Genomic DNA, 22581 nt, shown 5'->3' on the forward strand with positions numbered 1-22581 from the left:
GGCGGGCCCCCGGCCGGCCGGAGCCGCGCGGGCATTAAACCCCCGCGCCCCGCGGCAGTCTGTTGCCCAGGGGCATTCTTCATTCACCACTCACCCACCCGCTTATGCGTCGCCTGCTACTCTTACTGCTGATTGGTTGCGGCCTGGGGCTGCCGGGACGGGCCCAGCCGGCCCTGTACTTCCCGCCGGCCACGGGCACGGCCTGGGCCACTACCACTCCCGCCAGCCTGGGCTGGTGCCCGGCCCCGCTCGACTCGCTGCTGGCCTTCGCGGGCCGCAAGGGCTCCAAGTCGCTGCTGATGCTGAAGGACGGCCGGCTGGTGGTGGAGAAGTACTACGGCACCTACACCGTCGATTCGGTGCATTACTGGGCCTCGGCGGGCAAGTCGCTGACGGCCGTGCTCGTGGGCCTGGCCCAGCAGGACGGGATTCTGAGCATCGGCGACAGCACGTCCAAGTACCTCGGCCGCTGGACCAGCGCCACGCCCGCCCAGCAGCGGCAAATCACCCTCCGCCACCAGCTCACCATGACCACCGGGCTCGACGACGCCCCGGTCGCGCCCTGCACCAACGAGAGCACCACGCCCGGCTGCCTCCGCTACCTGGTGCCGCCCGCCACCCGCTGGGCCTACCACACCGGGGCCTACCGCACCTTGCAGGACGTGCTGGTGCAGGCCAGTGGGGCCCCCAGCATGAGCCAGTACACCGCCCAGCGCCTGGGCACCCGCATCGGCATGACGGGCCTGTGGTCCGACGACGTGTTTTACAGCCGGGCCCGCTCCATGGCCCGCTTCGGCCTGTTTATTCTGGCCAAGGGCAGCTGGGACGGCACCCCCGTCCTCACCGACGCGGCCTATTTCCGGGCCATGACCACGCCCAGCCAGGCCATCAACCCCAGCTACGGCTACCTCTGGTGGCTCAACGGCCAGACCAGCTACAAGCTGCCCACGGTGCAGGCCTCGTTTCCGGGCGCGGTCATCCCCACGGCCCCGGCCGACCTGATTGCCGCGCTGGGCAAAGACGACCAGAAGATTTACGTCGTGCCCAGCCTGGGCCTGGTGGTGGTGCGCCAGGGCGCTTCGGCCGGGGCCAGCCGGCTCGCCGCCTCGTCGTTCGACGCCGAGCTGTGGTCGAAAATAATGGCCGTGTTTTGCCTGCCCACGGCCCGCGCCGCCGCCGCCGAAGCCGCCGGCTTCCTGGCGTACCCCAACCCGGCGGCCGAAACCCTCACCTTGCGGCAGCCGGCCCGCGCGGCCGCTTTCGTGCGCCTACTCGACGCCCTGGGCCGCGAAGTGGTGCGCCAGCCCGCCCCGGGCCCCGAAGCCACGGTGTCGGTCGCGGCGCTGGCCCCCGGCCTCTACGCCGCCCAGTGGCTGGCCGCCGACGGGCGCGTGCTGATGAGCCGTCCGGTGGCGCGTCCCTAGAACTTCCGCGGCCACCGCGCGGCCTTGCCGGGGAGTGCGTAAGTTTGCGGTCAATTTGCGGGTGTACCCCCACGCCGCGACGCGCCCAACCCGCTTGCCGATGCTGACTGCTGTACTGCTTTTTCTCCCCCTGGCGGCCGCGCTGCTGCTGCATTTCACCAAGGGCGGCACCGCCCGCACCCTGGCCCTGGGGGCCTCCCTGGTCGAATTCGCGCTGGCCGCCTTCGTGGCCTTCGACTTCACCCGCCACGGCTCGGGGGCCTACAACCTCGACTACGCCTGGATTTCGTCGGCCGGCATCAACTTTCACCTCGGGCTCGACGGCCTCAGCCTGCTGCTGGTGCTGCTCACCACCTTCCTGGTGCCGCTGATTCTGCTGGCCGCCTTCCGGCACGACTACGACAACCCCTCGGCCTTCTACGCCCTGGTGCTGGCCATGCAAACCGGCCTGCTCGGCGTGTTCATGTCGCTCGATGCCTTCCTGTTCTACTTCTTCTGGGAAGTGGCCCTCATCCCGATTTACTTCCTGGCCGGGGCCTGGGGCGGCGAGCGGCGCATCGCCGTCACCCTCAAGTTCTTCCTCTTCACCGTGGTGGGCTCGCTGCTGATGCTGGCCGGCTTCGTGTACCTGTACCTGCAAACCGGCCCGGCCGCCAGCGGCCTCGCCGCCCACTCGTCCGAGCTGTCGGCTTTCTACAAGCTGCGGCTGAGCGCCGGCGAGCAGTCGTGGCTGTTCTGGCTGATTTTCGCGGCCTTCGCCGTGAAGATGCCCGTCTTCCCCTTCCACACCTGGCAGCCCGACACCTACACCGAGGCCCCCGCGCCGGCCACCATGCTGCTCGCGGGCATCATGCTGAAAATGGGCATCTACGGCACGCTGCGCTGGCTGCTGCCCATCGTGCCGCTCGGCGTCAGCCAGTGGCAGCGGCCGGTCATCATCCTGGCCGTTATCGGGGTTATCTACGGGGCCCTCATCGCCATCCGGCAGCGCGACATGAAGCGGCTCATCGCCTACTCGTCGCTTTCGCACGTGGGGCTGATGGCGGCCGGCGTGTTCTCGCTCACCCAAATCGGCCTGCAAGGCGCGGTCATCCAGATGCTGGCCCACGGCGTGAACGTGGTGGGCATGTTCTTCGTGGCCGACGCCATCGAGCGCCGCACCGGCACCCGCCTGCTGCCCGACCTCGGGGGCCTCACCCGCCGCACGCCCCTGCTCAGCGTGTGCTTTCTGGTGCTGTTGCTCAGCACCGTGGCCCTGCCCCTCACGGGCGGCTTTGTGGGCGAGTTCCTGCTGCTGGCCGGCATCTACCAGTACTCGGCCTGGGTGGGCGCGGTGGCCGGCCTTACCATCATCTTCTCGGCGGTGTACCTGCTGCGCCTGTTCCAGCGCACCATGCTGGGCCCCGACTCGTCCTTCTCCGCCACCATCACCGACCTCACCGGCGCCGAGCTGGCCGTGTTCGTGCCCCTCATCGTGCTGGTGTTCTGGCTGGGCCTGTTCCCGGGCACTTTCCTGCACATCTCCGAGCCCGCCGTGAGCAGCATTTTGACGGCCGTGGGCCGGTAGCTTTAGCTGTTAGCTGATGGCGGGGGCCTTTAAGCGGCCCTTAGCTGTTAGCTTTTGCTCTAGGCAATCAGCCCGCTCTTGTTTGGCCGCTCACTCCACCCCTGCTGAATAGCCGAATCTCAACGCCTTCAGCAAAAAAGCTAACAGCTAACAGCTAGTGGCTAACAGCTCAAAATTATGATTTCCATTATCCTTCTTTCCGTCTTCGGCATCGTTCAGCTGTTCCTGGGCTTTTTGCGCTCGAACAAGGTGCTGCTGCCCGCCGCGCTGCTGGTGCTGGCGGTGGTGTTCGGCGTCAACCTGGCCGACTGGAACCACGCGCCGCAGTCGTTCTTCAACCACATGCTGACGGTGGATAACTACACGGTGGCCTTCACCGGCATCGTGGTGCTCACCGCCCTGCTGCTGCTGCCCTTCTCGCGCAGCTACGTGGTGGCCCACGAGCCCAACCTGGCCGAGTACTACGCGCTGCTGCTGTTCTCGCTGGTAGGGGCCATCATGATGATTGGCTACGACCACTTGCTGATGCTGTTTGTGGGCATTGAAATCCTGAGCATCAGCATGTACGTGCTGGCCGGGGCCAGCAAGCGCGACTCCCGCTCGAACGAGGCGGCCCTGAAATACTTCCTGATGGGGGCCTTCGCCACGGGCATCCTGCTCTTCGGCATCGCGCTGCTCTACGGGGCCACCGGCACCTTCGCCCTCTCGCAGATTGCCGCCGCCGTGGCCGCCCCCGCCAACGCCAGCCTGCTGCCCATGCTCCACATCGGCATCCTGCTGATGATTATCGGCATCGGCTTCAAGGTGTCGGCCGCGCCCTTCCACTTCTGGACGCCCGACGTGTACGAGGGCACGCCCACGTTCTTCACCGCCTTCATGAGCACGGTGGTGAAAACGGCGGGCTTCGCCGCGTTTCTCAAGCTGCTGGCCGTGGCCCTGCCGGCGGCCCAGGGCTTCTGGGCCCCCACCATCCAGGCCATGTGCGCCCTCACCCTGCTGCTGGGCAACGTGGGGGCCGCCGTGCAAACCACGCCCAAGCGCATGCTGGCCTACTCCAGCGTGAGCCACGCCGGCTACCTGCTCATCGGCCTCGTGGCCGGCAGCGGCACCCTGGTGGGGCCAGCGGCCAGCGGCATCTTCTTCTACTCGCTGGCGTATTCCATCGCCACCGTGGCCGCGTTCGGCGTGCTGAAGCTGGTGGCGGCCCACCGCCAGCGCAGCGACTACACCGCCCTCAACGGCCTGGGCAAAACCAACCCGCTGCTGGCCGCGGTGATGACGGTGGCCATGCTCTCGCTGGCCGGCATTCCACTCACGGGCGGCTTCTTCGGCAAGTTTTTCCTGCTCACCGCCGCCGCGGGTCAGGGCCACATCGGCCTCGTGGTGTTCGCCGTCATTATGAGCATGGTAGGCATATATTACTACCTGCGCCCCATCATCGCCATGTACCTGCGCCCCGCCGAGGGCCCCACCGCCGAGGCCGTGCCCGTCGATGGCTTGCAATCTTTTACGCTGGCCCTGCTGGCGCTGCTCACCATTGCCCTGGGCATTGTGCCGGGCTTTCTGAGCGGGATATTGTAGCACGTCATTTTCTTTTAAAAGAAAAGGCCACCCGAATTGGGTGGCCTTTTCTTTTGTTTTTGTCATAGTGGCAGCGGTTCATCAAGCCCTCGGGGCACTATTTGGCTGCGTAGTGAAAGCGGCATTGCAGCACGTGAATCAGGTCAGCCTCGAAACGATAAACCAGCCGGTGCTCCCCACTGATGCGGCGCGACCAGAACCCGGTAAAGTCGTGTTTGAGAGGTTCCGGCTTGCCCGTGCCCGTGGCGGGGGGGTGCATGCATTCTTTGAGCAACGCCCGGATTTTGCGAGCCGTGGCTTTATCAGTATCAAGCCAGTATTGAAAATCCTCCCAGGCGGCGGCGTCCCAGCTCAGCGTCACAGCTTTGTCGGTAGCTCGTGGGCTTCGCGCTCGCCGCGTTTGTCGCGCTCCAGGGCCGCGTACAGCCGGGCCGCGTTGGCAGGGGAAGAAAGCAGATAATCCGTTTCGTCCGGGGCCGGGGCTTTAGCAGCCTGGCCGCGCAGCTTGACAAAGGGCAGATTTCGCAGCAGCTCCAGCAGGAAATCGGCGCGGCTTTCGGGCACTTCTAACGTGATTTTCATGGATAGTAAATTTACGCCTCAGTGCAGGTGCACCGTCAAATTCCCGTACTTAATCCAGTCCTCCATGCGCTTGTGGTAGCTCACCACGTGGCCGCGCAGGTACTTTTCGATCATCAGGCCGGCGGCGGGGGCGGCGCTGCTGCCCCCGAAGCCGCTGTTTTCGATGAACACGGCGATGGCGATTTTCGGGTCGTTGGCCGGGGCGAAGGCGGCGAAGGTGGCGTGGTCGTAGCCGTGGGGGTTTTGCACGGTGCCGGTTTTGCCGGCCACCGAGATGCCGAACTCGCGCAGCGAGGCCAGGTTGCCGGTGCCGCCGCGGCCGTCCACTACTTCCTGCATGCCGGGGATGATGTACTTGAACAAGGCCGTGTCCACGGCCGTGTAGTGCCGCTCGCGGTACTGCGGCAGGGCCCCCGCGCTGCCAATGCCCCGCACGAAATGCGGCGTGTAGTAGTAGCCGCGGTTGGCAATGGTGGCCATCACGTTGGCCATTTGCAGGCCGGTGATGCCGATTTCGCCCTGCCCGATGGCCAGCGAGTACACGGTTTTGAAGTTCCAGTGGTGGTAGCCGCGCAGCTTGTCGTAGAACGCGGCCGAGGGGATGAAGCCGCGCTTCTCCTGGCTCATGTCCACGCCCAGTTTTTCGCCCAGGCCGAACGACTTCACCATTTTCTGCCACTGCACCAGGCCCAGGCGGGCGTCCTCGAACTTGTTGCTGGATTGCCCGCGCACCACCGCCGCCCGCATCACCTGGTAGAAGTAGGGGTTGCAGCTGTTTTTGATGGCGATGCTCACGTTGGCCGGGTACTCGTGCTGGTGGGTGCAGTGCACCAGCCGCTGGTCGCAGGCGAAGCCCGTGCCGGGCGCAACGACCCCCAGCTGCAAGGCCACCAGCTCGTTCACCAGCTTAAACACCGAGCCGGGCGGGTACGTGGCCATCAGCGGGCGGTCGAACAGGGGCCGGTCGGGGTTGCGCAGCAGGTCCATGTAGCGGTTGCCCATGCCCTTGCCGGTCAGGATCTGGGGGTCGTAGTGGGGGGCCGACACGAAGGCCAGGATTTCGCCCGTTTTGGGGTCGATGGCCACGATGGAGCCGCGCCGGCCGGCCAGCAGCTCCTCGCCGTAGGCCTGCAGCTCGGCGTCGATGCTGAGGTGCAGGTCCTGCCCGGCCACCGAGAGCGTGTCGTACCGGCCGTCCCGGAACGCGCCTTTTTCGACGCCGCGCACGTTCACCATCTTGAACTGCACGCCGCGGCGGCCCATCAGCGTGGGCTCGTAGTACGACTCGAGGCCCGCGATGCCCACGTTTTCGCCCGGCACGTAACGGGCGTACTTGGGCAGCTCCAGCAGCTTGGGCGTGATGGGCCCCACGTAGCCCAGGGCGTGGGCCAGGTTGGGCGTGCGGTAGGCCCGCGCCATGCGCACCTGGGTGCGGAAGCCCGGAAAGTCAATCAGGTTGTCTTCGATGGCCGCCCGCTCGGCCAGGCTCAGGTTTTGCACCAGCGGCGAGGGCTTGGTGCGGGAATATTTTTTGGCCACCCGCAGCCCCTCCCGCAGGCTGGCCAGCGGGATTTGCAGCAGCTGGCAGAAGCGGGCCGAGTCGAGCTGCCGCACCTCACGGGGCACCACCATCAGGTCGTACACGGGCGTGTTGGTGACGAGCAGCTGGTTTTTGCGGTCGTAAATCGAGCCCCGGTAGGGCACCCGCACCAGGCGCTGCAAGGTGTTTTTATCGGCCGCCAGCTTGTAGGTAGGGTCGAGCACCTGCATGAAAAACAGCCGCGTGGCAAACACCACCGCCACCAGCAAAAAAATGCCTTGCACCACGTAGCGCCGGCCTTCCAGGTATTGCATACTATAAAGTTACAACCGAACCAGGGCCCCGGTGCAGCTTATCGGCCCCCGGCCCTACTGCCGGCTGCGCCGCACCGGCGAAAACAGCAGCTGCACAATTAGTAGCGCCACGCACGTAAACGCCCAACTTACGCCCACTTTTTCCAGCGTGAACCCGAAGTGCCGGAAGCTGCCCAGCTCCAGCAGGAAAAACGCCAGGTGGTGCACCAGCACCAGCACCCCCAGGTAGGTGAGGAACCACGCGGGGCCCATGTAGTGCACGTTCGCGGCATCGGCGGCGTCGTAGCCGTCGCGCGGGCGCAGCAGGCGCAGCACCGCCGGCCGCACGGCGGCCAGCAGCACCGCCGCCGCCGCGTGCAGGCCCCCGGTGTCGTAAAAGATGTCCATCGTCAGGCCCGTGCCGAAGGCCAGCAGCAATTGCACCACCACGGGCGTGCCGAGGGGCAGGAACAGCAAAAACCCTAAGTAAAAAAAGCACCAGCCCGCCTCGAACAGCACCAACCGACTGATAATGAACACGTGCACCAGCGTGTAGAGCGCGTAGCGCAGCGCCTGCCCCAGCAATAAGCCCAGCTCTTTCACCGGCGGCCCTCCTTTCCGGCCGGCGGCAGGGCGCGGGCCTCCACGGTGTCGCGCTCGGGCCGCGAGCGGCTCGTGACCACGTACACGTAGGTCAGGTTGCTGAAATCGACGCCCAGCCGCAGGTGCACCGTCCAGAAGTTTTTGTCCGGCTCCTTCACGAACGAGGCGACGGTGCCGATGAACACGCCCTCCGGGAAAATGGCGTTGTAGCCCGACGTCACCACGGTGTCGCCCACCACCAGCTTGTTTTGGCGCGGGATGTCGTCGAGCAGGCCCTGCGTGGGGTCGTCGCCGGGCCAGCGCACGCTGCCAAACGTGCCGTCGCGCTTGATTTTGGCCGACACGCTGGTTTTGGAGTGCAGCAGGCTGGTGGCGGTGGCGTAGTGGGCCGTGGCGGCCTTGATGCGGCCCACCACGCCGGCGGCGGCCAGCACGCCCAGGCCGGGGCGCACGCCGTCGGCCAGGCCCACGTTCAGGGTGAAGTAGTTATCGACGGCCCGCAGCGAGTTGTTAATCACGCGGGCCGCCACGAGCGGGTAGGCGGGGTCGTGGGCGGCCAGGCGGCGCTGGGCCAGCAGCAGGGTGTCGGGGCGGGCGGCCGGCCGCCCGTAGCGCACGCGGCGCAGCGAGTCGCCGGGGGCCGGGGGCACGGCCACCGAGTCGGCTTCGCGGCGGCCCAGGTCGGGCGGGTACAGCTGCTGGCGGAGGCGGGCGTTTTCGGCCAGCAGCTGCTGGTTCAGGGCCCCCAGGTGGAAATAATCGAGCACTTCGGTGCGGCGGGCCAGCACCGTGCCGGTGTAGGCGTTGGCCGAATTGAAAAACGCGGCCCGCTGGTACGAGCTGCTGGTGACGAACAAGTACAGGCTGATGCCCTCCAGGAGGCCGAACGCCAGCAACCCCTGAAACCGCACCAGCAACCGCAGCAGATTCTTCATTCATTTAACAATTATCATTTATCATTTAACACCCACATTATTACCAGGCAGTCAAGTGGTGGGGGCCGCCTGTTAAATGTTAATTGATAAATGTTAAATGCCCTACGTCATCAGCACGCCCCGGTAGGCCTGGATGTCTTTGATGGCCTTGCCGGTGCCGAGCACCACGGCCCGCAGCGGGTCTTCGGCGATGTGGATGGGCAGCTTGGTTTTGGCGGCCAGGCGCTTGTCGAGCCCGCGCAGCAGGGCCCCGCCGCCGGTGAGGTGGATGCCGTGCTCGTAGATGTCGGCCGACAGCTCGGGGGGCGAAATTTCCAGGGCTTTCAGCACGGCCTCCTCGATTTTGGCCACCGACTTGTCCAGCGCAATGGCGATTTCCGAAAACGTGACTTTAATCACCTTCGGGATGCCCGTCATCAGGTCGCGGCCGCGCACCTCGTGGTCGGGCGGCGGGTTGTCCAGCTCGGTAAGGGCGGCCCCCACCTCAATTTTGATGCGCTCGGCCGAACGCTCGCCGATGAGCAGGTTGTGCTGGCGGCGCATGTAGTCCAGGATGTCCTGGTTGAAGACGTCGCCGGCCGTTTTGATGCTTTGGTCGCACACGATGCCCGAGAGGGCAATCACGGCAATCTCGGTGGTGCCGCCCCCGATGTCGATGATCATCGAGCCCACCGGCTGCTGCACGTCGATGCCGATGCCGATGGCGGCGGCCATCGGCTCCTGAATCATCCATACTTCCTTGGCCCCGGCGTGCTCGGCGGAGTCGCGCACGGCGCGTTTTTCCACTTCCGTGATGCCCGACGGGATGCAGATGACCATGCGGTGCGAGGGCTGGAACAGCCGCTTGCGCGTGTCAATCATCTTAATCATGCCCTTGATCATCTCCTCCGCCGCGTGGAAGTCGGCGATGACGCCGTCCTTGAGCGGGCGAATGGTTTTGATGTTGTCGTGGGTTTTCTCGTGCATCTGCTGGGCCTGGCGGCCCACGGCGATGATCTTGTTGGTGGTGCGGTCTTTAGCAATGATGCTCGGCTCGTCCACCACAATCTTGTCGTTGTGGATAATGAGCGTGTTGGCCGTGCCCAGGTCGATGGCAATGTCGCTGGTCAGGAAGTTAAAGAAACCCATTGAGTTATAGTCGGAAAAGCCGCACTACCACTGAGGTTGCGCGCAAATAATGGGCAAAGATACGGAAGTAATGCCCGGATGCGGGGGCTTGCTTTCGTCCTGCCCGGCCTTCGCTCAGTGCCGGAAACGCCGGCTAGGCGGCGGGGCCCCGCGCTTCGGCGGGGCCCCGCCGCCTAGCCGGCTGCCGCGCCGAAGCGCGGGGCCGGCGGGCCGCCTACCGCTTGTTGCGCCGGCCCGCGAGCGATACCGTGGCGACTGCCGCCGTCAGGCCGCCCGCCGCGGCGAAGACGACGCCCAGCACGCCCAGCCCGGGTGCGAACACCCGGATCAGAATCCCAATAATTAAAAAGACGTACCCGACGGCCAGGGCAATTTTCATGAGTAGGTGGTCAAAGTACAAGGCCGCTTTCCGGCCGGCCGACGGTTAGTGCTTGAAGTGGCGCACGCCGGTGAGCACCATCGCCATGCCGCGCGCGTCGCAGGCCGCCACGCTGTCGGCGTCTTTGATGGAGCCGCCGGGCTGCACCACGGCGCGGATGCCGGCGGCCCCGGCAATTTCGACGCAATCGGGGAAGGGGAAGAACGCGTCCGAGGCCATCACCGCGCCTTGCAGGCCGAAGCCGAAGGCGTGGGCCTTCTCGATGGCCTGGCGCAGGGCGTCCACGCGCGAGGTTTGGCCCACGCCGGAGGCCAGCAGCTGGCCGGCGCGGGCCAGCACGATGGTGTTGCTCTTGGTGTGCTTGCAGATTTTGCCGGCGAACACCAGGGCCTCCGTTTCCTCGGCCGTGGGGGCCGACTGGGTCACTACTTTGAAATCGGCGGCAGTTTCGCTCCGGTGGTCGGCGTCCTGCTCGATGAGGCCGTTGAGCAGGGTTTTCACCTGCTTGGCGGGGAACTCGACGGGCTTCTGGCGCAGCAGGATGCGGTTTTTCTTGCTTTGCAGGGCCGGCAGCGCGTCGGGGGCGAAGCCGGGGGCAATCAACACCTCAAAAAACAGCTGGCTCAGCTCGGCGGCGGTGGCCGCGTCCACTTCCTGGTTCACGACGATGACCCCGCCAAAGGCCGACACCGGGTCGCAGGCCAGGGCGTTCACGTAGGCCTCGTGCAGGGTGGCGGCCTGGGCCACGCCGCAGGCGTTGGTATGCTTGAGGATGGCGCAGGCGGGGGGGCCGTCGGCAAACTCGCGCATGAGCTGCACGGCGGCGTCCACGTCCACCAGGTTGTTGTAGCTCAGCTGCTTGCCGTGCAGCTGCTCGAACAGGGCCCCCAGGTCGCCGTAGAACGTGCCGGCCTGGTGGGGGTTCTCGCCGTAGCGCAGGGGGGTGGCTTCGCCCCGGGGCCCCGCGCCGGGGCCGGCGGCCGGGGCCAGGTCCGTGCCCTGGCGCACGTACCGGAAAATCTCGGTGTCGTAGTGGCTGGTGGTGGCGAAGGCGGCGGCGGCGTAGTGGCGGCGGTCCTCCAGGTCGGTGGCGCCGTTTTTGGCGGCCAGCAGCTCGGCCACGGCGGCGTACTGGTCGCGGCTGCTCACCACCAGCACGTCGCGGTAGTTTTTGGCGGCAGCGCGGAGCAGGGCAATGCCGCCGATGTCGATTTTCTCGATGACCTCGGCTTCGGCCGCGCCGCTGGCCACGGTTTCCTCAAACGGGTATAAATCGACGACCACCAAATCGATGGGCGGGATGCCGTGCTGCTGGGCCTGGGCCAGGTCGCCGGGCTCGTGGCGGCGGTGCAGGATGCCGCCAAACACCTTGGGGTGCAGCGTTTTCACGCGGCCCCCGAACACTTCGGGGAAGCCGGTGAGGTCCTCGACGGCCACTACGGTGGCCCCCTCGCTTTCGAGGAACTGCTGGGTGCCGCCGGTCGAATAGAGCGTTACGCCGTGCTGGCGCAGCACCTGCACCAGCGGCCCCAGCCGGTCTTTGTGGTAGACGGACAACAGGGCGGCGCGAACGGGACGGGACGACATAACGGCGGAAGAAGCCAGGGCACTATTGCCGCCGCAAAGGTACGCCGGGCCGTTGCCGGGGCCCAACGCCCGCGCTAAAATCGCTGGCCAGCGGCACTTTTTCGGCGGCGGGCCCCGCCCCACGAACACGGCCGCGCGTTTTGGAGTATAGTTGGTACCCTCACATATATTTCACGTTCGTGCCGATGCTATTCGACGCCGCCAGCCCCGACCTTTCCATTAGCACTCCTTCGCTTGCCCCGGGCCCCGCCCCCCTTTCCCCGCCGGCCGAGGCCGTGCGGGCCGCCCGGGCCCTGGCCCCGCGCCTGTTTGCCCAAGCCGCCGCCACCGATGCCGAGGCCACGTTCCCGGGGCAGGAGTTCGCCTGGCTGCGGGCCGCCGGGCTGCTCACCGCCCCCCTGGCCCCGGCCCTGGGCGGGGCCGGCCTGGGGGCCCCCGCCGCCACCGAGGCGCTGCTGGACGTGCTGCGCCACGTGGGCCGGGGCAACCTGGCGGTGGGTCGGCTCTACGAAGGCCACGTCAACGCCCTTCTGCTAATACAGTTGTACGGGCACGCGGCGCAGTTGCAGGGCTGGGCCGCCGATGCGGCCGCTGGCCGGTTGTTTGGGGTGTGGAACACCGAAGACCCCGCCCAGGGCGTGCGGCTCGAGCCCTTGCCCGGGGGCCGCTACCGGCTGTTTGGGGCCAAAACGTTCGCCTCCGGGGCCGGGTACGTGCACCGGCCGCTCGTCACCGGGGCCCTGGCGGAGGGGCACGGCTGGCAGATGTTCGTGCTGCCCGCCGACGCGCAGGCCCCCGCGCTGGACCGCAGCTTCTGGCGGCCGCTGGGGATGCGGGCCACCGCCAGCTACCGGGCCGACCTGACCGGCCTCGAAATCGGGCCCGCCGACTTGCTCGGCCCGCCCAACGCCTACTACCGCCAGCCGTGGTTCGGGGGCGGGGCCAGCCGGTTTGCGGCCGTGCAAATGGGCGGGGCCGAAGCGGTGTTCGACGAGACGCGGCGCTTTTTGCAGCGCCTGGGCCGCACCGACGACCCCTACCAGCGCCAGCGCCTGGGCCAGATGGCCCTGCTGCGCGAAAGCGGCCGGCAGTGGCTGCGCGGGGCCGCCGCCCGCGCGGCCCTGCCCGCCGACGCCGCGGCGGGCCCCCAGCCGGCCGCCGCGGCCTACGCCGGCCTGGTGCGCACCGCCATCGAGCAAATTGGCCTGGCCATGCTGCCCCTGGCCGAGCGTTGCGTGGGGGCCCGCGGCCTGCTCCAGCCCGAGCCCTTCGAGCGCCTGCACCGCGACCTGACCCACTACCTGCGCCAGCCCGCCCCCGACGCCGTGCTGGCCGACGTGGGCCGCTTCGTGCTGGACGGCCACGATTTTTAGGACGGCCGCGTCCCGTTTTTATATTCCCAAGCAGTCGACTGAACGTAAACGCTTGTCGGCTTTAAGTAAGCCTTTATTACCCAAAACGGAAGCCAATGGCTAACAGCTGAAAGCCAGTAGCTGAACACTTGATGCGCATGCTGCCCTTTGCCGAATACCCGTTGCGCCCCGCCGAATTTGCCGCTACGCTGGGGCCCACGGTGGTGGTGGTGCCGCACCCCGACGACGAGGCCCTAGGCTGCGGAGGCCTGCTGGCGCTGCTGCGGCAAGCGGGCCAGCCGGTGCACGTCGTGCTGGTGAGCGACGGCTCGATGTCGCACCCGCAATCGGTCCTGTTTTCGGCCGAGGCCCGGCGGGCCGTGCGCGAAGGCGAGCTGCGCCACGCGCTGGCGCTGCTCGGCGTGCACACCGAGCCGCTGCCGCTGCGCCTGCCCGACGGCCGCGTGCCTTCCAGCCCCGGGCAGCCCGGCTTTGCCGAGGCCGCCGCGCGGCTGCGGGCACTTTTGCTGGCCGCCCGGCCCGCCACCGTGCTGCTGCCCTGGCGGCGCGACCCCCACCCCGACCACCGCGCCAGCTACCAGCTGGCCCAAGCCGCCCTGGCCGGGCTGCCCGGGGCCCCGCGCCCGCTCGAATACGTGGTGTGGGCCTGGCAGCGCGCCGCCCCTGCCGACCTGCCCCAGCCCGCCGACCAGGTGGCGGGGTTCCGGCTGGCCATCGACGCCGTGCTGCCCCACAAGCTGCGGGCCATTGCCGCGCACCGCTCGCAGGTGGCCCCCGGCGTGTTCACCGACGACGCGGCGGGGTTTCTGCTGGCCGACGAGATGCTGGCGAAATTCGCCCAGCCCACCGAAGTATTTTTTGAAGCCGCCCCATGAACGAGAACCAGCCCAACACCCTCGGCGAACAATATTTTGACGCCGTGTACCGCGCCAACGACGACCCGTGGGGCTTCGAAACCAGCCCCTACGAGCACGCCAAGTACGCGGCGTCGCTGGCCGCCTTGCCCCGGTCGCACTACCCGCAGGCGTTCGAGATTGGGTGCTCGCTGGGCGTGTTCACGGCGCTGCTGGCCCCGCGCTGCGGGCGGCTATTGGGCGTCGATGTGAGCGAGCAGGCCCTGGCGCGGGCCCGCCAACGCTGCGCCGACCTGCCGCAGGTGGCGCTGGAGCGGCGGCGGCTGCCCGACGAGTTTCCCGAGGGACAATTCGACTTGGTTACCCTGTGCGAAGTGGGCTACTACTGGAACCCGGCCGATTTGGCCCGCGCCGCCGCTGGCATCGCGGCGGCCGTGCCCGCCGGGGGCCAGCTGCTGCTGGTGCACTGGACGGCCCCGGTCCACGATTACCCCCTCACGGGCGACGAGGTGCACGAATTTTTTCTGCAACGGGCGGGGCCCGACGGCCCCTGGCGGCACCTTAGCGGCCAGCGCCAGCCCCAGTACCGGCTCGACGTGCTGGAAAAGCGTTAGCTGCGCGCTGCCGCCAGCTACCCCCAATGAGCAGCTACTTTAACTGGTATTCGCACGATGTAGAGACGCGTCCTCGCGTTTCAGGCTTGAACGAGGCCACTGGAGTGCCTGCCAGGATGGCGTGCAAATCTGCTGCCGGACCTGCTGTTCAAGCCTGAGTTGCAAGGGTGCGCCCTTAGCTCCGTTTCAGGAGCTGAGGCATCCACACAAAACAGTTTTTTGGGGACGGGACAATAATCCAGCGAGGGCAAAACACAAAGTTTTCTGGTTTATATAAATTTAATTGCAGGCAATTAAACTTTATGCGGCTAAATCCCGTTTTGAGTCCGACCGCCATGAGCAAGCCAGCCGACATGCCTTCCGCCAACCCCTTGCAGCAGCTGGACAAGCAGCTGTGCTTCCCGCTGTACGCGGCTTCGCGGATGCTGACTAAAGCCTATCAGCCCCACTTGCAAGAGCTGGGCCTCACCTACCCCCAGTACCTCGTATTTTTACTGCTTTGGCAGTACCAGGAACTGACGGTGAAGCAATTGGGCGAACAACTGCTGCTCGATTCGGGCACACTCACCCCCTTGCTCAAGCGCATGGAGCAGAAGCTGTGGGTGAGCCGTCGCCGCGACCCGCGCGACGAGCGCTCGGTCATCGTCGGGCTGCTGCCCGCCGGGCGCGACTTGCAGCAGCGGGCCGGCCACGTGCCCGAAAAGCTGCTCGAAAAGTTGGCCCTGACGCCCGCCGCCTTCGAAGCCCTGCGCCAGCAGTTGCAAAACCTTCTAACCCAGCTGGCTTGATAGGCCCACCGTTTTTTAGGGCCTGTTTTAGGGCGTCAGCACCGGCTGGGCCCAAGGGTGCCGCGCACCCGGGCAGATAACCCAGGCTATTATCCACCCTCTGGCGCGGCCACGCCCGCGTTCCCCTCCTTTTATCATGAGCCCTTCCGCTGACATTATTTGCGTGGCCGCCGAATGGCGCACGCGGCCCGAACAAGCCGAAGCCGTGCGCCAGCTGATGCGGCAAGCCGCCGCGGCCGTGCGCGAAAATGAACCGGGCAACCTGCTTTACCTCGGCCACCAGGACCCGACCGACCCCGCGCACTTCCTGTTCTACGAGCAGTACGCCGACCAGGCCGCCCTGGAAGCCCACCGCGACTCGGCCCACTACCAGCAGCTGGTGCTGGGCCAGATTGTGCCCTTGCTGACGGAGCGCACGGTGACGTTTTATAAATTACTCGGATAGTTTTTCGGGCCCCCAACCCGCGTTTTTCACTTTTTTTTGATTCCCATGAAAATCCTGATGGTGCTGACCTCGCACGACCAACTCGGCGACACCGGCAAAAAAACCGGCTTTTGGCTGGAAGAATTCGCTGCTCCCTACTACGTGTTTAAAGACGCCGGCGCGGCCCTGACCCTGGCCTCGCCCAAAGGCGGCCAGCCGCCCCTCGACCCAAGCAGCGACAGCCCCAGCGCCCAAACCGAAGCCACCGAACGCTTCAAGAAAGACCCCGCCGCCCAGCAGGCCCTGGCCCACACCGCGACGCTCGCCAGCGTATCGGCCGCCGATTACGATGCCGTGTTTTACCCCGGCGGCCACGGCCCCCTTTGGGATTTGGCCGAAGACAAAATCTCCATCGCGCTGATTGAGAACATGTACGCCGCCGGCAAGCCCGTGGCCGCCGTATGCCACGCCCCCGCCGTGCTGCGCCACGCAAAAGCCGCCGATGGCTCGCCACTTGTGAAAGACAAAGCCGTAACCGGCTTCACCGACACCGAAGAAGTGGCCGTGCAGCTGACCGACGTGGTACCCTTCCTGGTAGAGGACATGCTGAAAGCCAACGGCGGCAACTACTCGAAAGGAGCCGACTGGGCCCCCTACGTAGTAAGCGCCGACCACCTCATCACCGGCCAGAACCCTGCCTCGTCGGGCCCCGCCGCCGAAGCCCTGCTGGCGATGCTGGCCAAGTAAGCTCAACCAGCTACCCTTGAAAAGCCGCCCTGGCTGTCCCCGTTTCCGGGGCGGCTGGGGCGGCTTTTTGCATTTACTGCTTGTTATTCGGCGCCGGTGGTCTGGGCCCGCAGCCAGGCCAGGGCCTCGCTCAGCGGCACTTGCGGCACGGCCACTCCGGCAGCGGCCCGGGCCTGCTCCACCCACTCCCAGAGCCGGCCAAACGTGCGGCTGCCCAGCACCTGCCGGGCCAGGGGCTTGCCGGCCAGGCCCAGGGCAGCGGCCACGCCCTGCCCGGGAGCCCCAAAAGGAACCGCGTGGGCCCACCAGGTGCGCAGCCGCCGCCGCGCTTGCCACAACGCCGCCAGGTGGCGCGGGCAGGGAACCTGGGGCTCCAGATTTTCCGCGGTTTGCGCGGCCCACTCGCGCAGCTGCCACGAAAGGCCCACCTCCACACGCCCGCAGCGGCGCGGCGAGGTGTGCACCACCACGCGGGGGCTGTGGCGCAGGCGCAGGTCGTGGCGGCGCAGCTGTTGGCACAGGGCTTCGTCTTCAAGGTAGCGGCGCACGGGCAGGCCCCCCACGCGGCGGTAGACGCGGGCCGTGAGGGCCAGACTAGCCCCGAAGTGCTGGTGGTGGCGCGGCCACGGGTCGGCGGCCTGGGGGTCGAGCCGCGCCTCGAGCCGGGCGCAGAGCAGGTGGTAGGCCGCGTCGCGCAGCTGAGTGCGGCGCACCGGACAGCGCCCGCTGGGCGCGGCGTCGGTGAGGATGCGGCCGCCCACGGCGTCGGCCCCGGCCGCAATTTCGGCCCGGGTGGCCGCCAGCCAGTCGGGCGCCACCCGGGTGTCGGCGTCGGTACTGGCAATGAGGCCGTTGAAGCGCCCCAGGCCCAGTAGGCGCTGGCAGGCTTCGTCCATCAGCAGGCGGCGGGCGCGGCCCACGTGGGCATCGGAGGCGGCCAGGCACAGGGTGGCCACGTGCAGCGCCAGGCCGGGACGCTGGCCGGCAAACCGCCGCACGGCAGCGGCCGTACCGTCGGTGCAGTTGTTGGCTAGCACGATTACCTCGAAGGTGCCGGGCGGCAGGGGCTGCCCGGCCAGGTCGGTTTGCGCGGCCAGGGCGGCCAGTGTGGCGGGCAGCGCCGCGGCTTCGTTCTTGGCAGGTATGATGACGCAGGCCCGCAGCGCGGCGTGGGGCGGGGGCAGCTGCCGCCGCAGCTGAGCCGCGTAGTCGGGGGCATGGTCAGGGGCAGCGGGTACCGGGGTGGGAGCGGCGGCGGCTTCGCGGGCGGCTTGGAAGCGTAGCGGAGTGGCGGTGTTCATGGTACCGCGCTTTTACGCCCTAACCGGGGGCGCGGCTGAAAAAAAACGGCGTTTCCCCCGACAAAATGCCACCTTTTTTAGCCCTCGGCGAAAGCCCGGGCCCGGGGCAAAAATTTACTAAATTATTTCGGACATGAACACTTTATCATCAAATACTTATAGCAGCTAATTGCTGCCTGTTTATTCGTCAAGCCGCCATTGGCACATCGAATGAGGAGCCGTAAAATAGGGTGGCAAAGCCTGCCTGCATCTTAATCGCTGCGCCGTTCTCCAGCAAGTCGGGCAAGCCTAAGCGCCGCTACCCCGTGCGGGAGCTGGCGCAAACGGCGCCTAAAAAAGCCCCGGCCCGCTGAGCGGGCCGGGGCTTTTTTAGGCGCCAAGCCTTGGGGGCCCTGCGCCGGTTGGCGCTAAAAAGCCTCGCCGATGGCGAACAGGATGCCCGACTTCGAGCCCGCGCCCGCCGCGTAGTCCAGGCGCAGGTTCACCCGGTCGCGCCGGATGAAGTTGAACCGCAGGCCGGCCCCGCCCGAGCCCTTGATGCCGCTGGTGGAAAAGTCGCTGGCTCCGTTGGCCACCTCGCCTGCCCCGGCAAAGGCCGCTACGTCGATGCGCCAGAACACGTGCTGGCGCAGTTCAGCCTGCACCATCATCATCTGGCGGTCGCGGTAGCGCTGCTCGTAGATGCCGCGCAGCAGGTTGGCGTTGTCGTAAAGCGTGCCGCCGAGGTTGGCCCCGATGCCGGCCAGCTCACGAAAGGGCACGTCGCCACTGTGGAACTGCCCCAGAAACTGCACGGCAAAAATGGTATTGTCCGAAAAAACCGGCTGGTAGTGGCGCACGTCCAACTGGTAGCGCACGAATTTGTAATCCGAGCCCAAGGCCTTGCCGTTGAACATCACGGTGGCGTCCACCAGGTTGCCGTGCGTGGCCCCCAGCGCCACGTCGCGCGTGTCGTAGGTGAGGACCGGGCCCAGGCCCGACACCGTGGTGCCCATCCGCTCCCGGTCGCTCAGGCGCGGGTCGCGGTAAAAATAGTTGGTTCCGCCATCTTCGGACCCGTCGCGGGCCTCAATCTGGCTCACGTCGGTGAGGCGGTACTGGGCCCCGAAAAATAGCTTCGGCGCAATGGCCTTTTGCACGCGCTGGTTCACGATGAACAGCTTGTAGGCCACGTTCGACTGGTTTCCGGTGGCGGTGTTGTTGCCCTTGCCGTAATAGTACAGCAGCTGGTCGTAGCCGCTAACTTCGCCGTTGAGGTAGTACTTCTCGCCCGGTGTGTAGATGGTGTGCACGAACTGGATGAGCGACTGCTTTTTTGCCGTCTGCCAGTACTGAATGCGGGCGTTGGACGAGCGCACGGTGGTGTCGGCCCCGAAGCGGCCGCTCAGCAGGCCACCGATGCCGTAGCCGATGCCGGTTTCGGCCTGGTAAAACAGCACCGGGATGGGCAGAATCGTGAGGTTTTTCTTGGGCTTGCCGAGGGCCGGGGCCGGTGGGGCGGGCTTCACGGCCAAGGGCACCACCGGGCCATCGGGCGAGGCCGCCGGCTGGGCCAACGCCGCGGAAGAGAGGCCGGCCAACAGCGCGGCAAAGGATAAAAAACGCATTATCTGAATAAAAAATGAAAAGCTGCTTCACCTAACGGATTTCCCGCGCCTACGGTTGAGGCCCCGCCGGGCCCCTACCCCACCCCGCCGGCCAGGGCCATGCTCAGCACCCCCGCCAGCATGATGCCTTTGCACCAAGTGCTGAGCTGGCGGAAGTGGCGGCGGCGGTCGGCCAGCGCCAGCAGGCGGGCCAGCGCCGCCAGCGGCAGCAGCACCAAGGCCCCCAGCCACGCGGCCAGCGGCCAGGGCCCGTGCGCCGCCAACCAGGCCACCGCCCCGCCCGTGAGCACCGCCAGGCAAGCCAGGAAAAACCCCGCCACCCACTTGGTGCGGGCCACGCCCAGCACCAGCGGCAGGGTGTGGCAGTCGTGCTGGGCGTCGCCGCGCATGTCCTCCACGTCCTTCACGATTTCGCGCACCACCGTGAGCAGGAACGCCGCCAGCGCGTAGCGCCACACCACCGGGTTGCCGGTGCGCAGCTGCAACTCTGGCAGCAGCACCAGCGCCGCCGTGAGGGCCCCGATGCTGACGTTGCCCACCAGCGCCACCCGCTTGAAGCGGGCCGAGTAGCCCCACAGCAGCAGCGCCGCCCCCAGCGTGACGCCCCCCAGCAGCGGCGACAGGTACGCGGCCAGCGCCACGCCCGCCCCGCTCAGCACCAGGTGGGCCAGCATGGCGCTGCGCCGCCGCACCACGCGCCCCACCACCAGCCGGTCGGGCCGGTTGATGGCGTCGATTTTCACGTCGTAGTAGTCGTTGATGATGTAGCCGGCCGCCGCCACCAGCAGGGCGCTGAGCACCAGCAGGCCGAAGCGGGGGGCCAGCAGGGCCCCCACCTGCCCCGGCAGCAGCAGGCCCGCCCGCACCAGCGCCAGGCTCAGGAGCATGATGAGCAGGTTGGGCCAGCGCACCAGGCCGGCCAGCAAGCGGCCCCGCGCCGCGCCCGGGGCCCCGCAGGGGCCCGGGGGCCCGGTGGGCGGCAGCGCAGAAAACGGGGCGGCGGGCATGGCGGAGCGGCGTGTGCCGCAAAGGTGGGGCCCAGCCCCGGCCCCGGCCGCCAAACGCATCTAAACGCAGCAAAGGCTTCGCGGCGGTGCCGGGAAGCCTTTGCAAAAAAACGCCCCCGCAGGGCGGGGCACGAAAATCAGATTTTGCGCACGTTCACGGCGTTCACGCCCTTGCGGCCCTCCTGGGTTTCGAACTCCACCCGGTCGTTTTGCTGAATCTGGCCCCCGTTGAGGCCGGTCACGTGCACGAAGAAATCTTCGCGGGTGGCTTCGTCGGTGATGAAACCGTACCCCTTTTCCTCGTTAAAAAACTTTACGGTCCCGGTGTGCATCGCAATAAAAGAAAATGTGGAAAGGGCCTAAACAGGCGGCCGGATTGCCTCGCCCCACCAACGCAGCCGGGCACCCCCGCACATACGGCGGGGCCGGGCGGCGGGTTGAGCCGCCCGGCCCCGGCCCGGCATTTTGCCTTTATTGGTTATCCCGCCACTCGTACACCCACTTGGCCTGGATTTGCTCGAGGTGGCCCTCGGTGGCCTGCTCGCGGGTGCCGGCGAAGTTGGGCAGCGTCAGCACCCAGTCAATCAGGTCGGTGAAGCGGATGCGGTAGATGCGGGCCTCTGGGAAGTCGTTGCCAAATTTCTCGTACAGCGCCATGGCCACGTCCTCGTGGTCGGCCCACTGGATGGGGGGTTCGAAGTGATTCATCTTTTGTTAGTTACGAGTTAAAAGCTATGGGTTATGAGTTGGTGACTGGCGGAGAAGTACCGGGCTGGGGCCCGGCGAGCAACTCATAACCCATAACTTATAACCCATAACCGGCGCGGCCTAGTGCCCCAGGAAGTGCTGCACGGGAATGGTGACGGTGAGCTGCGTGCCAGCCTCCACCACGCACTGGCAGGCCAGGCGCGAGGTAATGCGCGGGTTCTCGGCGCGGTCGATGAAGTCCTCTTCCTTGTCGCTGATTTCGGGCAGCGCGTCGCCGCCTTTGTCCACGTACACGTGGCAGGTGCTGCACCCGCACACCCCGCCGCAATTGTGCTGGAGCTGGATGGCGTTGTTCAGGGCCACGTCGAGCACCGATTCGCCGGCGGCCGCCACGTGGGTTTGGGCCGGCTGGCCGTCCTGAAACTGGAACGTAATGGTAGTGGCGGGCACGAAGCTGGTTTCTTAGGTAAATGATGGCTGCCCGATGGGCAAGCGCCTAGGGCTCAACCACCCGACCCCCGCGAGGGTTGGCCGGCGGCCCCGAAATTTTGTGCGGGCCAGGGCCCCAACGCGGCCGCAAAGGTAGCCCCGCCCGCCCCGGCATCAAAGCCGCCGCTAGCCAGCGGCCGGGCCCGCTTCCGCCAGCAGCTCGGCCTGGATGCTGGCCGTGAGCGAGTTATACACCCCGAGCCAGGCCGAGTGCGCGGCCAGCGCGGCCCGGTGGGCAGCCAGCGTGGGCGCGTCGCGGCGGGCCGCGGGCCCCGTTTGCACCCCGAAGGGCGAGCCGGCGGCCAGGGCCTTGGCCACGGTTTCGCGCACGAGCGGGGCCAGCAGCGCGGCGGGCAGGCCAGCTTCGGCCAGCAACGCGTCGGCAATGCCCAGCACGTGGTTGGTGAAGTTGTTGGCGAACACGGCCGCCACGTGCAGCCGCAGCCGGTCGGCCGAGGCCAGGCGGCGCACGTCGGCGCTGAGGCTGCGGGCCAGGGCCAGCAGCAGGGTTTCGGTGGCAGCGTCGGCGGCTTCCACGCACAGCGGCACGGCGGCCCAGTCCACGGCCCGGCCCGGGCTGAAGGTCTGGAGCGGGTAGAGCACCCCGCCCCGCACGGCCGGCCGCGCCGCAAAAACCGCCAGCGGCAGGGCCCCGGCCAGGTGGGCCACCACGGCCCCGGCCGGCCAGGCCACGGCCGCCAGCAGCGGAGCCACGGCCGCGTCGGGCACGGCCAGCAGGTAGGCGTCGGCCGGGGGCAGAGCGGCCAGGTCCGTCAGCACGGGCGTGCCGGGCAGCTGGGCGGCCAGGGCGGCGGCCGTGGCCGGCTGGCGGCTCCACACGAACACCACCGCGTGGCCGGCCGCCACCAGCGCCGGGCCCAGCTGCCCGGCCACGCGCCCGGCCCCGAACAGGCCGATGCGCAGCGGAGCGGGTCGGGGCCGGGCGGGGTCGGTAACAAGTTCTGGGGCCATGCGCTACTTAAATAAAAACGGTCAAATACCGGGGTGGTCCGGCGACTTTTTCCGTCTCGGGCCACGCTTACTTTAAAC

The 22581-nt window shown here is 67.2% G+C and carries 24 protein-coding genes; 9 read left to right on the plus strand and 15 right to left on the minus strand.

The features are described 5' to 3' along the window. Positions 1–104: 104 nt before the first annotated feature. The 3 genes from HNP98_RS16710 to HNP98_RS16720 all read left to right on the plus strand — a co-directional run bounded on the left by HNP98_RS16710 (position 105) and on the right by HNP98_RS16720 (position 4572). Positions 105–1424 (plus strand): serine hydrolase, encoded by a 1320-nt coding sequence (locus tag HNP98_RS16710; RefSeq protein ID WP_173811312.1) that lies wholly within the window; start codon positions 105–107, stop codon positions 1422–1424. Between the two features lie 100 nt (positions 1425–1524). After that, positions 1525–2991 (plus strand): complex I subunit 4 family protein, encoded by a 1467-nt coding sequence (locus HNP98_RS16715; protein WP_173811313.1) that lies wholly within the window; start codon positions 1525–1527, stop codon positions 2989–2991. Between the two features lie 177 nt (positions 2992–3168). Continuing rightward, a complete protein-coding gene (locus HNP98_RS16720; RefSeq protein WP_173811314.1) occupies positions 3169–4572 on the plus strand; it encodes an NADH-quinone oxidoreductase subunit N in 1404 nt (467 codons plus the stop codon). A 97-nt stretch (positions 4573–4669) separates the two neighbouring features. Here HNP98_RS16720 and HNP98_RS16725 read toward each other — a convergent pair whose 3' ends face one another. The 8 genes from HNP98_RS16725 to purH form a co-directional block, all read right to left on the minus strand. Then, positions 4670–4933: a Txe/YoeB family addiction module toxin gene (locus HNP98_RS16725; protein WP_173811315.1), complete on the minus strand. Its 264-nt coding sequence runs from the start codon at positions 4931–4933 to the stop codon at positions 4670–4672. Further along, positions 4930–5154: a type II toxin-antitoxin system Phd/YefM family antitoxin gene (locus tag HNP98_RS16730; RefSeq protein WP_173811316.1), complete on the minus strand. Its 225-nt coding sequence runs from the start codon at positions 5152–5154 to the stop codon at positions 4930–4932. The genes HNP98_RS16725 and HNP98_RS16730 overlap by 4 nt, the downstream gene beginning before the upstream one ends. 18 nt (positions 5155–5172) lie before the next feature. Next, positions 5173–7008, minus strand: coding sequence for a peptidoglycan D,D-transpeptidase FtsI family protein (locus HNP98_RS16735; RefSeq protein ID WP_173811317.1), 1836 nt, complete (start codon positions 7006–7008; stop codon positions 5173–5175). Between the two features lie 54 nt (positions 7009–7062). Further along, complete coding sequence (locus HNP98_RS16740; protein ID WP_317171133.1) at positions 7063–7590, minus strand: hypothetical protein; 528 nt, start codon at positions 7588–7590, stop codon at positions 7063–7065. Then, the gene (mreC, locus tag HNP98_RS16745; RefSeq protein WP_173811318.1) at positions 7587–8525 is read right to left on the minus strand and encodes a rod shape-determining protein MreC; all 939 of its coding nucleotides are present in this window, start codon (positions 8523–8525) and stop codon (positions 7587–7589) included. The genes HNP98_RS16740 and mreC overlap by 4 nt, the downstream gene beginning before the upstream one ends. Positions 8526–8627: 102 nt before the next feature. Continuing rightward, positions 8628–9653, minus strand: coding sequence for a rod shape-determining protein (locus HNP98_RS16750; RefSeq protein WP_173811319.1), 1026 nt, complete (start codon positions 9651–9653; stop codon positions 8628–8630). A gap of 214 nt (positions 9654–9867) precedes the next feature. Next, complete coding sequence (locus tag HNP98_RS16755) at positions 9868–10032, minus strand: hypothetical protein (RefSeq protein ID WP_173811320.1); 165 nt, start codon at positions 10030–10032, stop codon at positions 9868–9870. A gap of 45 nt (positions 10033–10077) precedes the next feature. Continuing rightward, entirely contained in the window at positions 10078–11619 is a 1542-nt protein-coding gene (gene purH, locus HNP98_RS16760) for a bifunctional phosphoribosylaminoimidazolecarboxamide formyltransferase/IMP cyclohydrolase (protein WP_173811321.1), read from the minus strand. Positions 11620–11804: 185 nt separating this feature from the next. On the opposite strand from purH, the gene HNP98_RS16765 reads away from it, so the two are divergent. The 6 genes from HNP98_RS16765 to HNP98_RS16790 all read left to right on the plus strand — a co-directional run bounded on the left by HNP98_RS16765 (position 11805) and on the right by HNP98_RS16790 (position 16419). After that, complete coding sequence (locus HNP98_RS16765) at positions 11805–12992, plus strand: acyl-CoA dehydrogenase family protein (RefSeq protein ID WP_173811322.1); 1188 nt, start codon at positions 11805–11807, stop codon at positions 12990–12992. Positions 12993–13129: 137 nt separating this feature from the next. Beyond that, positions 13130–13867, plus strand: coding sequence for a PIG-L deacetylase family protein (locus HNP98_RS16770; RefSeq protein WP_246275182.1), 738 nt, complete (start codon positions 13130–13132; stop codon positions 13865–13867). Continuing rightward, a complete protein-coding gene (locus HNP98_RS16775) occupies positions 13864–14460 on the plus strand; it encodes a class I SAM-dependent DNA methyltransferase (protein ID WP_173811324.1) in 597 nt (198 codons plus the stop codon). The genes HNP98_RS16770 and HNP98_RS16775 overlap by 4 nt, the downstream gene beginning before the upstream one ends. A gap of 320 nt (positions 14461–14780) precedes the next feature. Continuing rightward, positions 14781–15248 carry a MarR family winged helix-turn-helix transcriptional regulator gene (locus HNP98_RS16780; RefSeq protein ID WP_246275183.1) on the plus strand — a complete coding sequence of 156 codons (468 nt, stop codon included), beginning with the start codon at positions 14781–14783 and terminating at the stop codon, positions 15246–15248. Between the two features lie 136 nt (positions 15249–15384). Next, positions 15385–15693, plus strand: coding sequence for a putative quinol monooxygenase (locus tag HNP98_RS16785; RefSeq protein WP_173811325.1), 309 nt, complete (start codon positions 15385–15387; stop codon positions 15691–15693). A gap of 45 nt (positions 15694–15738) precedes the next feature. Beyond that, on the plus strand, positions 15739–16419 hold the full coding sequence (locus tag HNP98_RS16790) for a type 1 glutamine amidotransferase domain-containing protein (protein ID WP_173811326.1): 681 nt from the start codon (positions 15739–15741) through the stop codon (positions 16417–16419). A gap of 83 nt (positions 16420–16502) precedes the next feature. Here HNP98_RS16790 and HNP98_RS16795 read toward each other — a convergent pair whose 3' ends face one another. The 7 genes from HNP98_RS16795 to HNP98_RS16825 form a co-directional block, all read right to left on the minus strand. Then, positions 16503–17720, minus strand: a complete 1218-nt coding sequence (locus HNP98_RS16795; protein WP_173811327.1) for a glycosyltransferase — start codon at positions 17718–17720, stop codon at positions 16503–16505. Between the two features lie 407 nt (positions 17721–18127). Continuing rightward, positions 18128–19327 carry a BamA/TamA family outer membrane protein gene (locus HNP98_RS16800; RefSeq protein ID WP_173811328.1) on the minus strand — a complete coding sequence of 400 codons (1200 nt, stop codon included), beginning with the start codon at positions 19325–19327 and terminating at the stop codon, positions 18128–18130. Positions 19328–19401: 74 nt separating this feature from the next. Further along, positions 19402–20334 (minus strand): geranylgeranylglycerol-phosphate geranylgeranyltransferase, encoded by a 933-nt coding sequence (locus HNP98_RS16805; protein WP_173811329.1) that lies wholly within the window; start codon positions 20332–20334, stop codon positions 19402–19404. 137 nt (positions 20335–20471) lie between these two features. Then, on the minus strand, positions 20472–20666 hold the full coding sequence (locus tag HNP98_RS16810) for a cold-shock protein (protein ID WP_173811330.1): 195 nt from the start codon (positions 20664–20666) through the stop codon (positions 20472–20474). Positions 20667–20805: 139 nt separating this feature from the next. Further along, positions 20806–21042 (minus strand): Fe-S cluster assembly protein IscX, encoded by a 237-nt coding sequence (gene iscX / locus HNP98_RS16815; protein WP_173811331.1) that lies wholly within the window; start codon positions 21040–21042, stop codon positions 20806–20808. Between the two features lie 120 nt (positions 21043–21162). Then, entirely contained in the window at positions 21163–21492 is a 330-nt protein-coding gene (locus HNP98_RS16820; protein WP_173811332.1) for a 2Fe-2S iron-sulfur cluster-binding protein, read from the minus strand. Between the two features lie 165 nt (positions 21493–21657). Next, the gene (locus tag HNP98_RS16825) at positions 21658–22503 is read right to left on the minus strand and encodes a Rossmann-like and DUF2520 domain-containing protein (protein ID WP_173811333.1); all 846 of its coding nucleotides are present in this window, start codon (positions 22501–22503) and stop codon (positions 21658–21660) included. Positions 22504–22581 lie beyond the last annotated feature (78 nt).

Source organism: Hymenobacter caeli, assembly GCF_013294115.1.
Classification (GTDB): domain Bacteria; phylum Bacteroidota; class Bacteroidia; order Cytophagales; family Hymenobacteraceae; genus Hymenobacter; species Hymenobacter caeli.

Excerpts from the sequence above, each read along its gene's own strand:
- purH (WP_173811321.1), bottom strand. The coding sequence starts at position 11,619 with ATGTCGTCCCGTCCCGTTCGCGCCGCCCTGTTGTCCGTCTACCACAAA.
- HNP98_RS16730 (WP_173811316.1), bottom strand. The coding sequence starts at position 5,154 with ATGAAAATCACGTTAGAAGTGCCCGAAAGCCGCGCCGATTTCCTGCTG.
- HNP98_RS16805 (WP_173811329.1), bottom strand. The coding sequence starts at position 20,334 with ATGCCCGCCGCCCCGTTTTCTGCGCTGCCGCCCACCGGGCCCCCGGGC.
- HNP98_RS16810 (WP_173811330.1), bottom strand. The coding sequence starts at position 20,666 with ATGCACACCGGGACCGTAAAGTTTTTTAACGAGGAAAAGGGGTACGGT.
- HNP98_RS16720 (WP_173811314.1), top strand. The coding sequence starts at position 3,169 with ATGATTTCCATTATCCTTCTTTCCGTCTTCGGCATCGTTCAGCTGTTC.
- HNP98_RS16790 (WP_173811326.1), top strand. The coding sequence starts at position 15,739 with ATGAAAATCCTGATGGTGCTGACCTCGCACGACCAACTCGGCGACACC.
- HNP98_RS16710 (WP_173811312.1), top strand. The coding sequence starts at position 105 with ATGCGTCGCCTGCTACTCTTACTGCTGATTGGTTGCGGCCTGGGGCTG.
- HNP98_RS16770 (WP_246275182.1), top strand. The coding sequence starts at position 13,130 with ATGCTGCCCTTTGCCGAATACCCGTTGCGCCCCGCCGAATTTGCCGCT.
- HNP98_RS16735 (WP_173811317.1), bottom strand. The coding sequence starts at position 7,008 with ATGCAATACCTGGAAGGCCGGCGCTACGTGGTGCAAGGCATTTTTTTG.
- mreC (WP_173811318.1), bottom strand. The coding sequence starts at position 8,525 with ATGAAGAATCTGCTGCGGTTGCTGGTGCGGTTTCAGGGGTTGCTGGCG.
- iscX (WP_173811331.1), bottom strand. The coding sequence starts at position 21,042 with ATGAATCACTTCGAACCCCCCATCCAGTGGGCCGACCACGAGGACGTG.
- HNP98_RS16785 (WP_173811325.1), top strand. The coding sequence starts at position 15,385 with ATGAGCCCTTCCGCTGACATTATTTGCGTGGCCGCCGAATGGCGCACG.
- HNP98_RS16825 (WP_173811333.1), bottom strand. The coding sequence starts at position 22,503 with ATGGCCCCAGAACTTGTTACCGACCCCGCCCGGCCCCGACCCGCTCCG.
- HNP98_RS16750 (WP_173811319.1), bottom strand. The coding sequence starts at position 9,653 with ATGGGTTTCTTTAACTTCCTGACCAGCGACATTGCCATCGACCTGGGC.
- HNP98_RS16765 (WP_173811322.1), top strand. The coding sequence starts at position 11,805 with ATGCTATTCGACGCCGCCAGCCCCGACCTTTCCATTAGCACTCCTTCG.
- HNP98_RS16795 (WP_173811327.1), bottom strand. The coding sequence starts at position 17,720 with ATGAACACCGCCACTCCGCTACGCTTCCAAGCCGCCCGCGAAGCCGCC.
- HNP98_RS16775 (WP_173811324.1), top strand. The coding sequence starts at position 13,864 with ATGAACGAGAACCAGCCCAACACCCTCGGCGAACAATATTTTGACGCC.
- HNP98_RS16800 (WP_173811328.1), bottom strand. The coding sequence starts at position 19,327 with ATGCGTTTTTTATCCTTTGCCGCGCTGTTGGCCGGCCTCTCTTCCGCG.
- HNP98_RS16715 (WP_173811313.1), top strand. The coding sequence starts at position 1,525 with ATGCTGACTGCTGTACTGCTTTTTCTCCCCCTGGCGGCCGCGCTGCTG.
- HNP98_RS16755 (WP_173811320.1), bottom strand. The coding sequence starts at position 10,032 with ATGAAAATTGCCCTGGCCGTCGGGTACGTCTTTTTAATTATTGGGATT.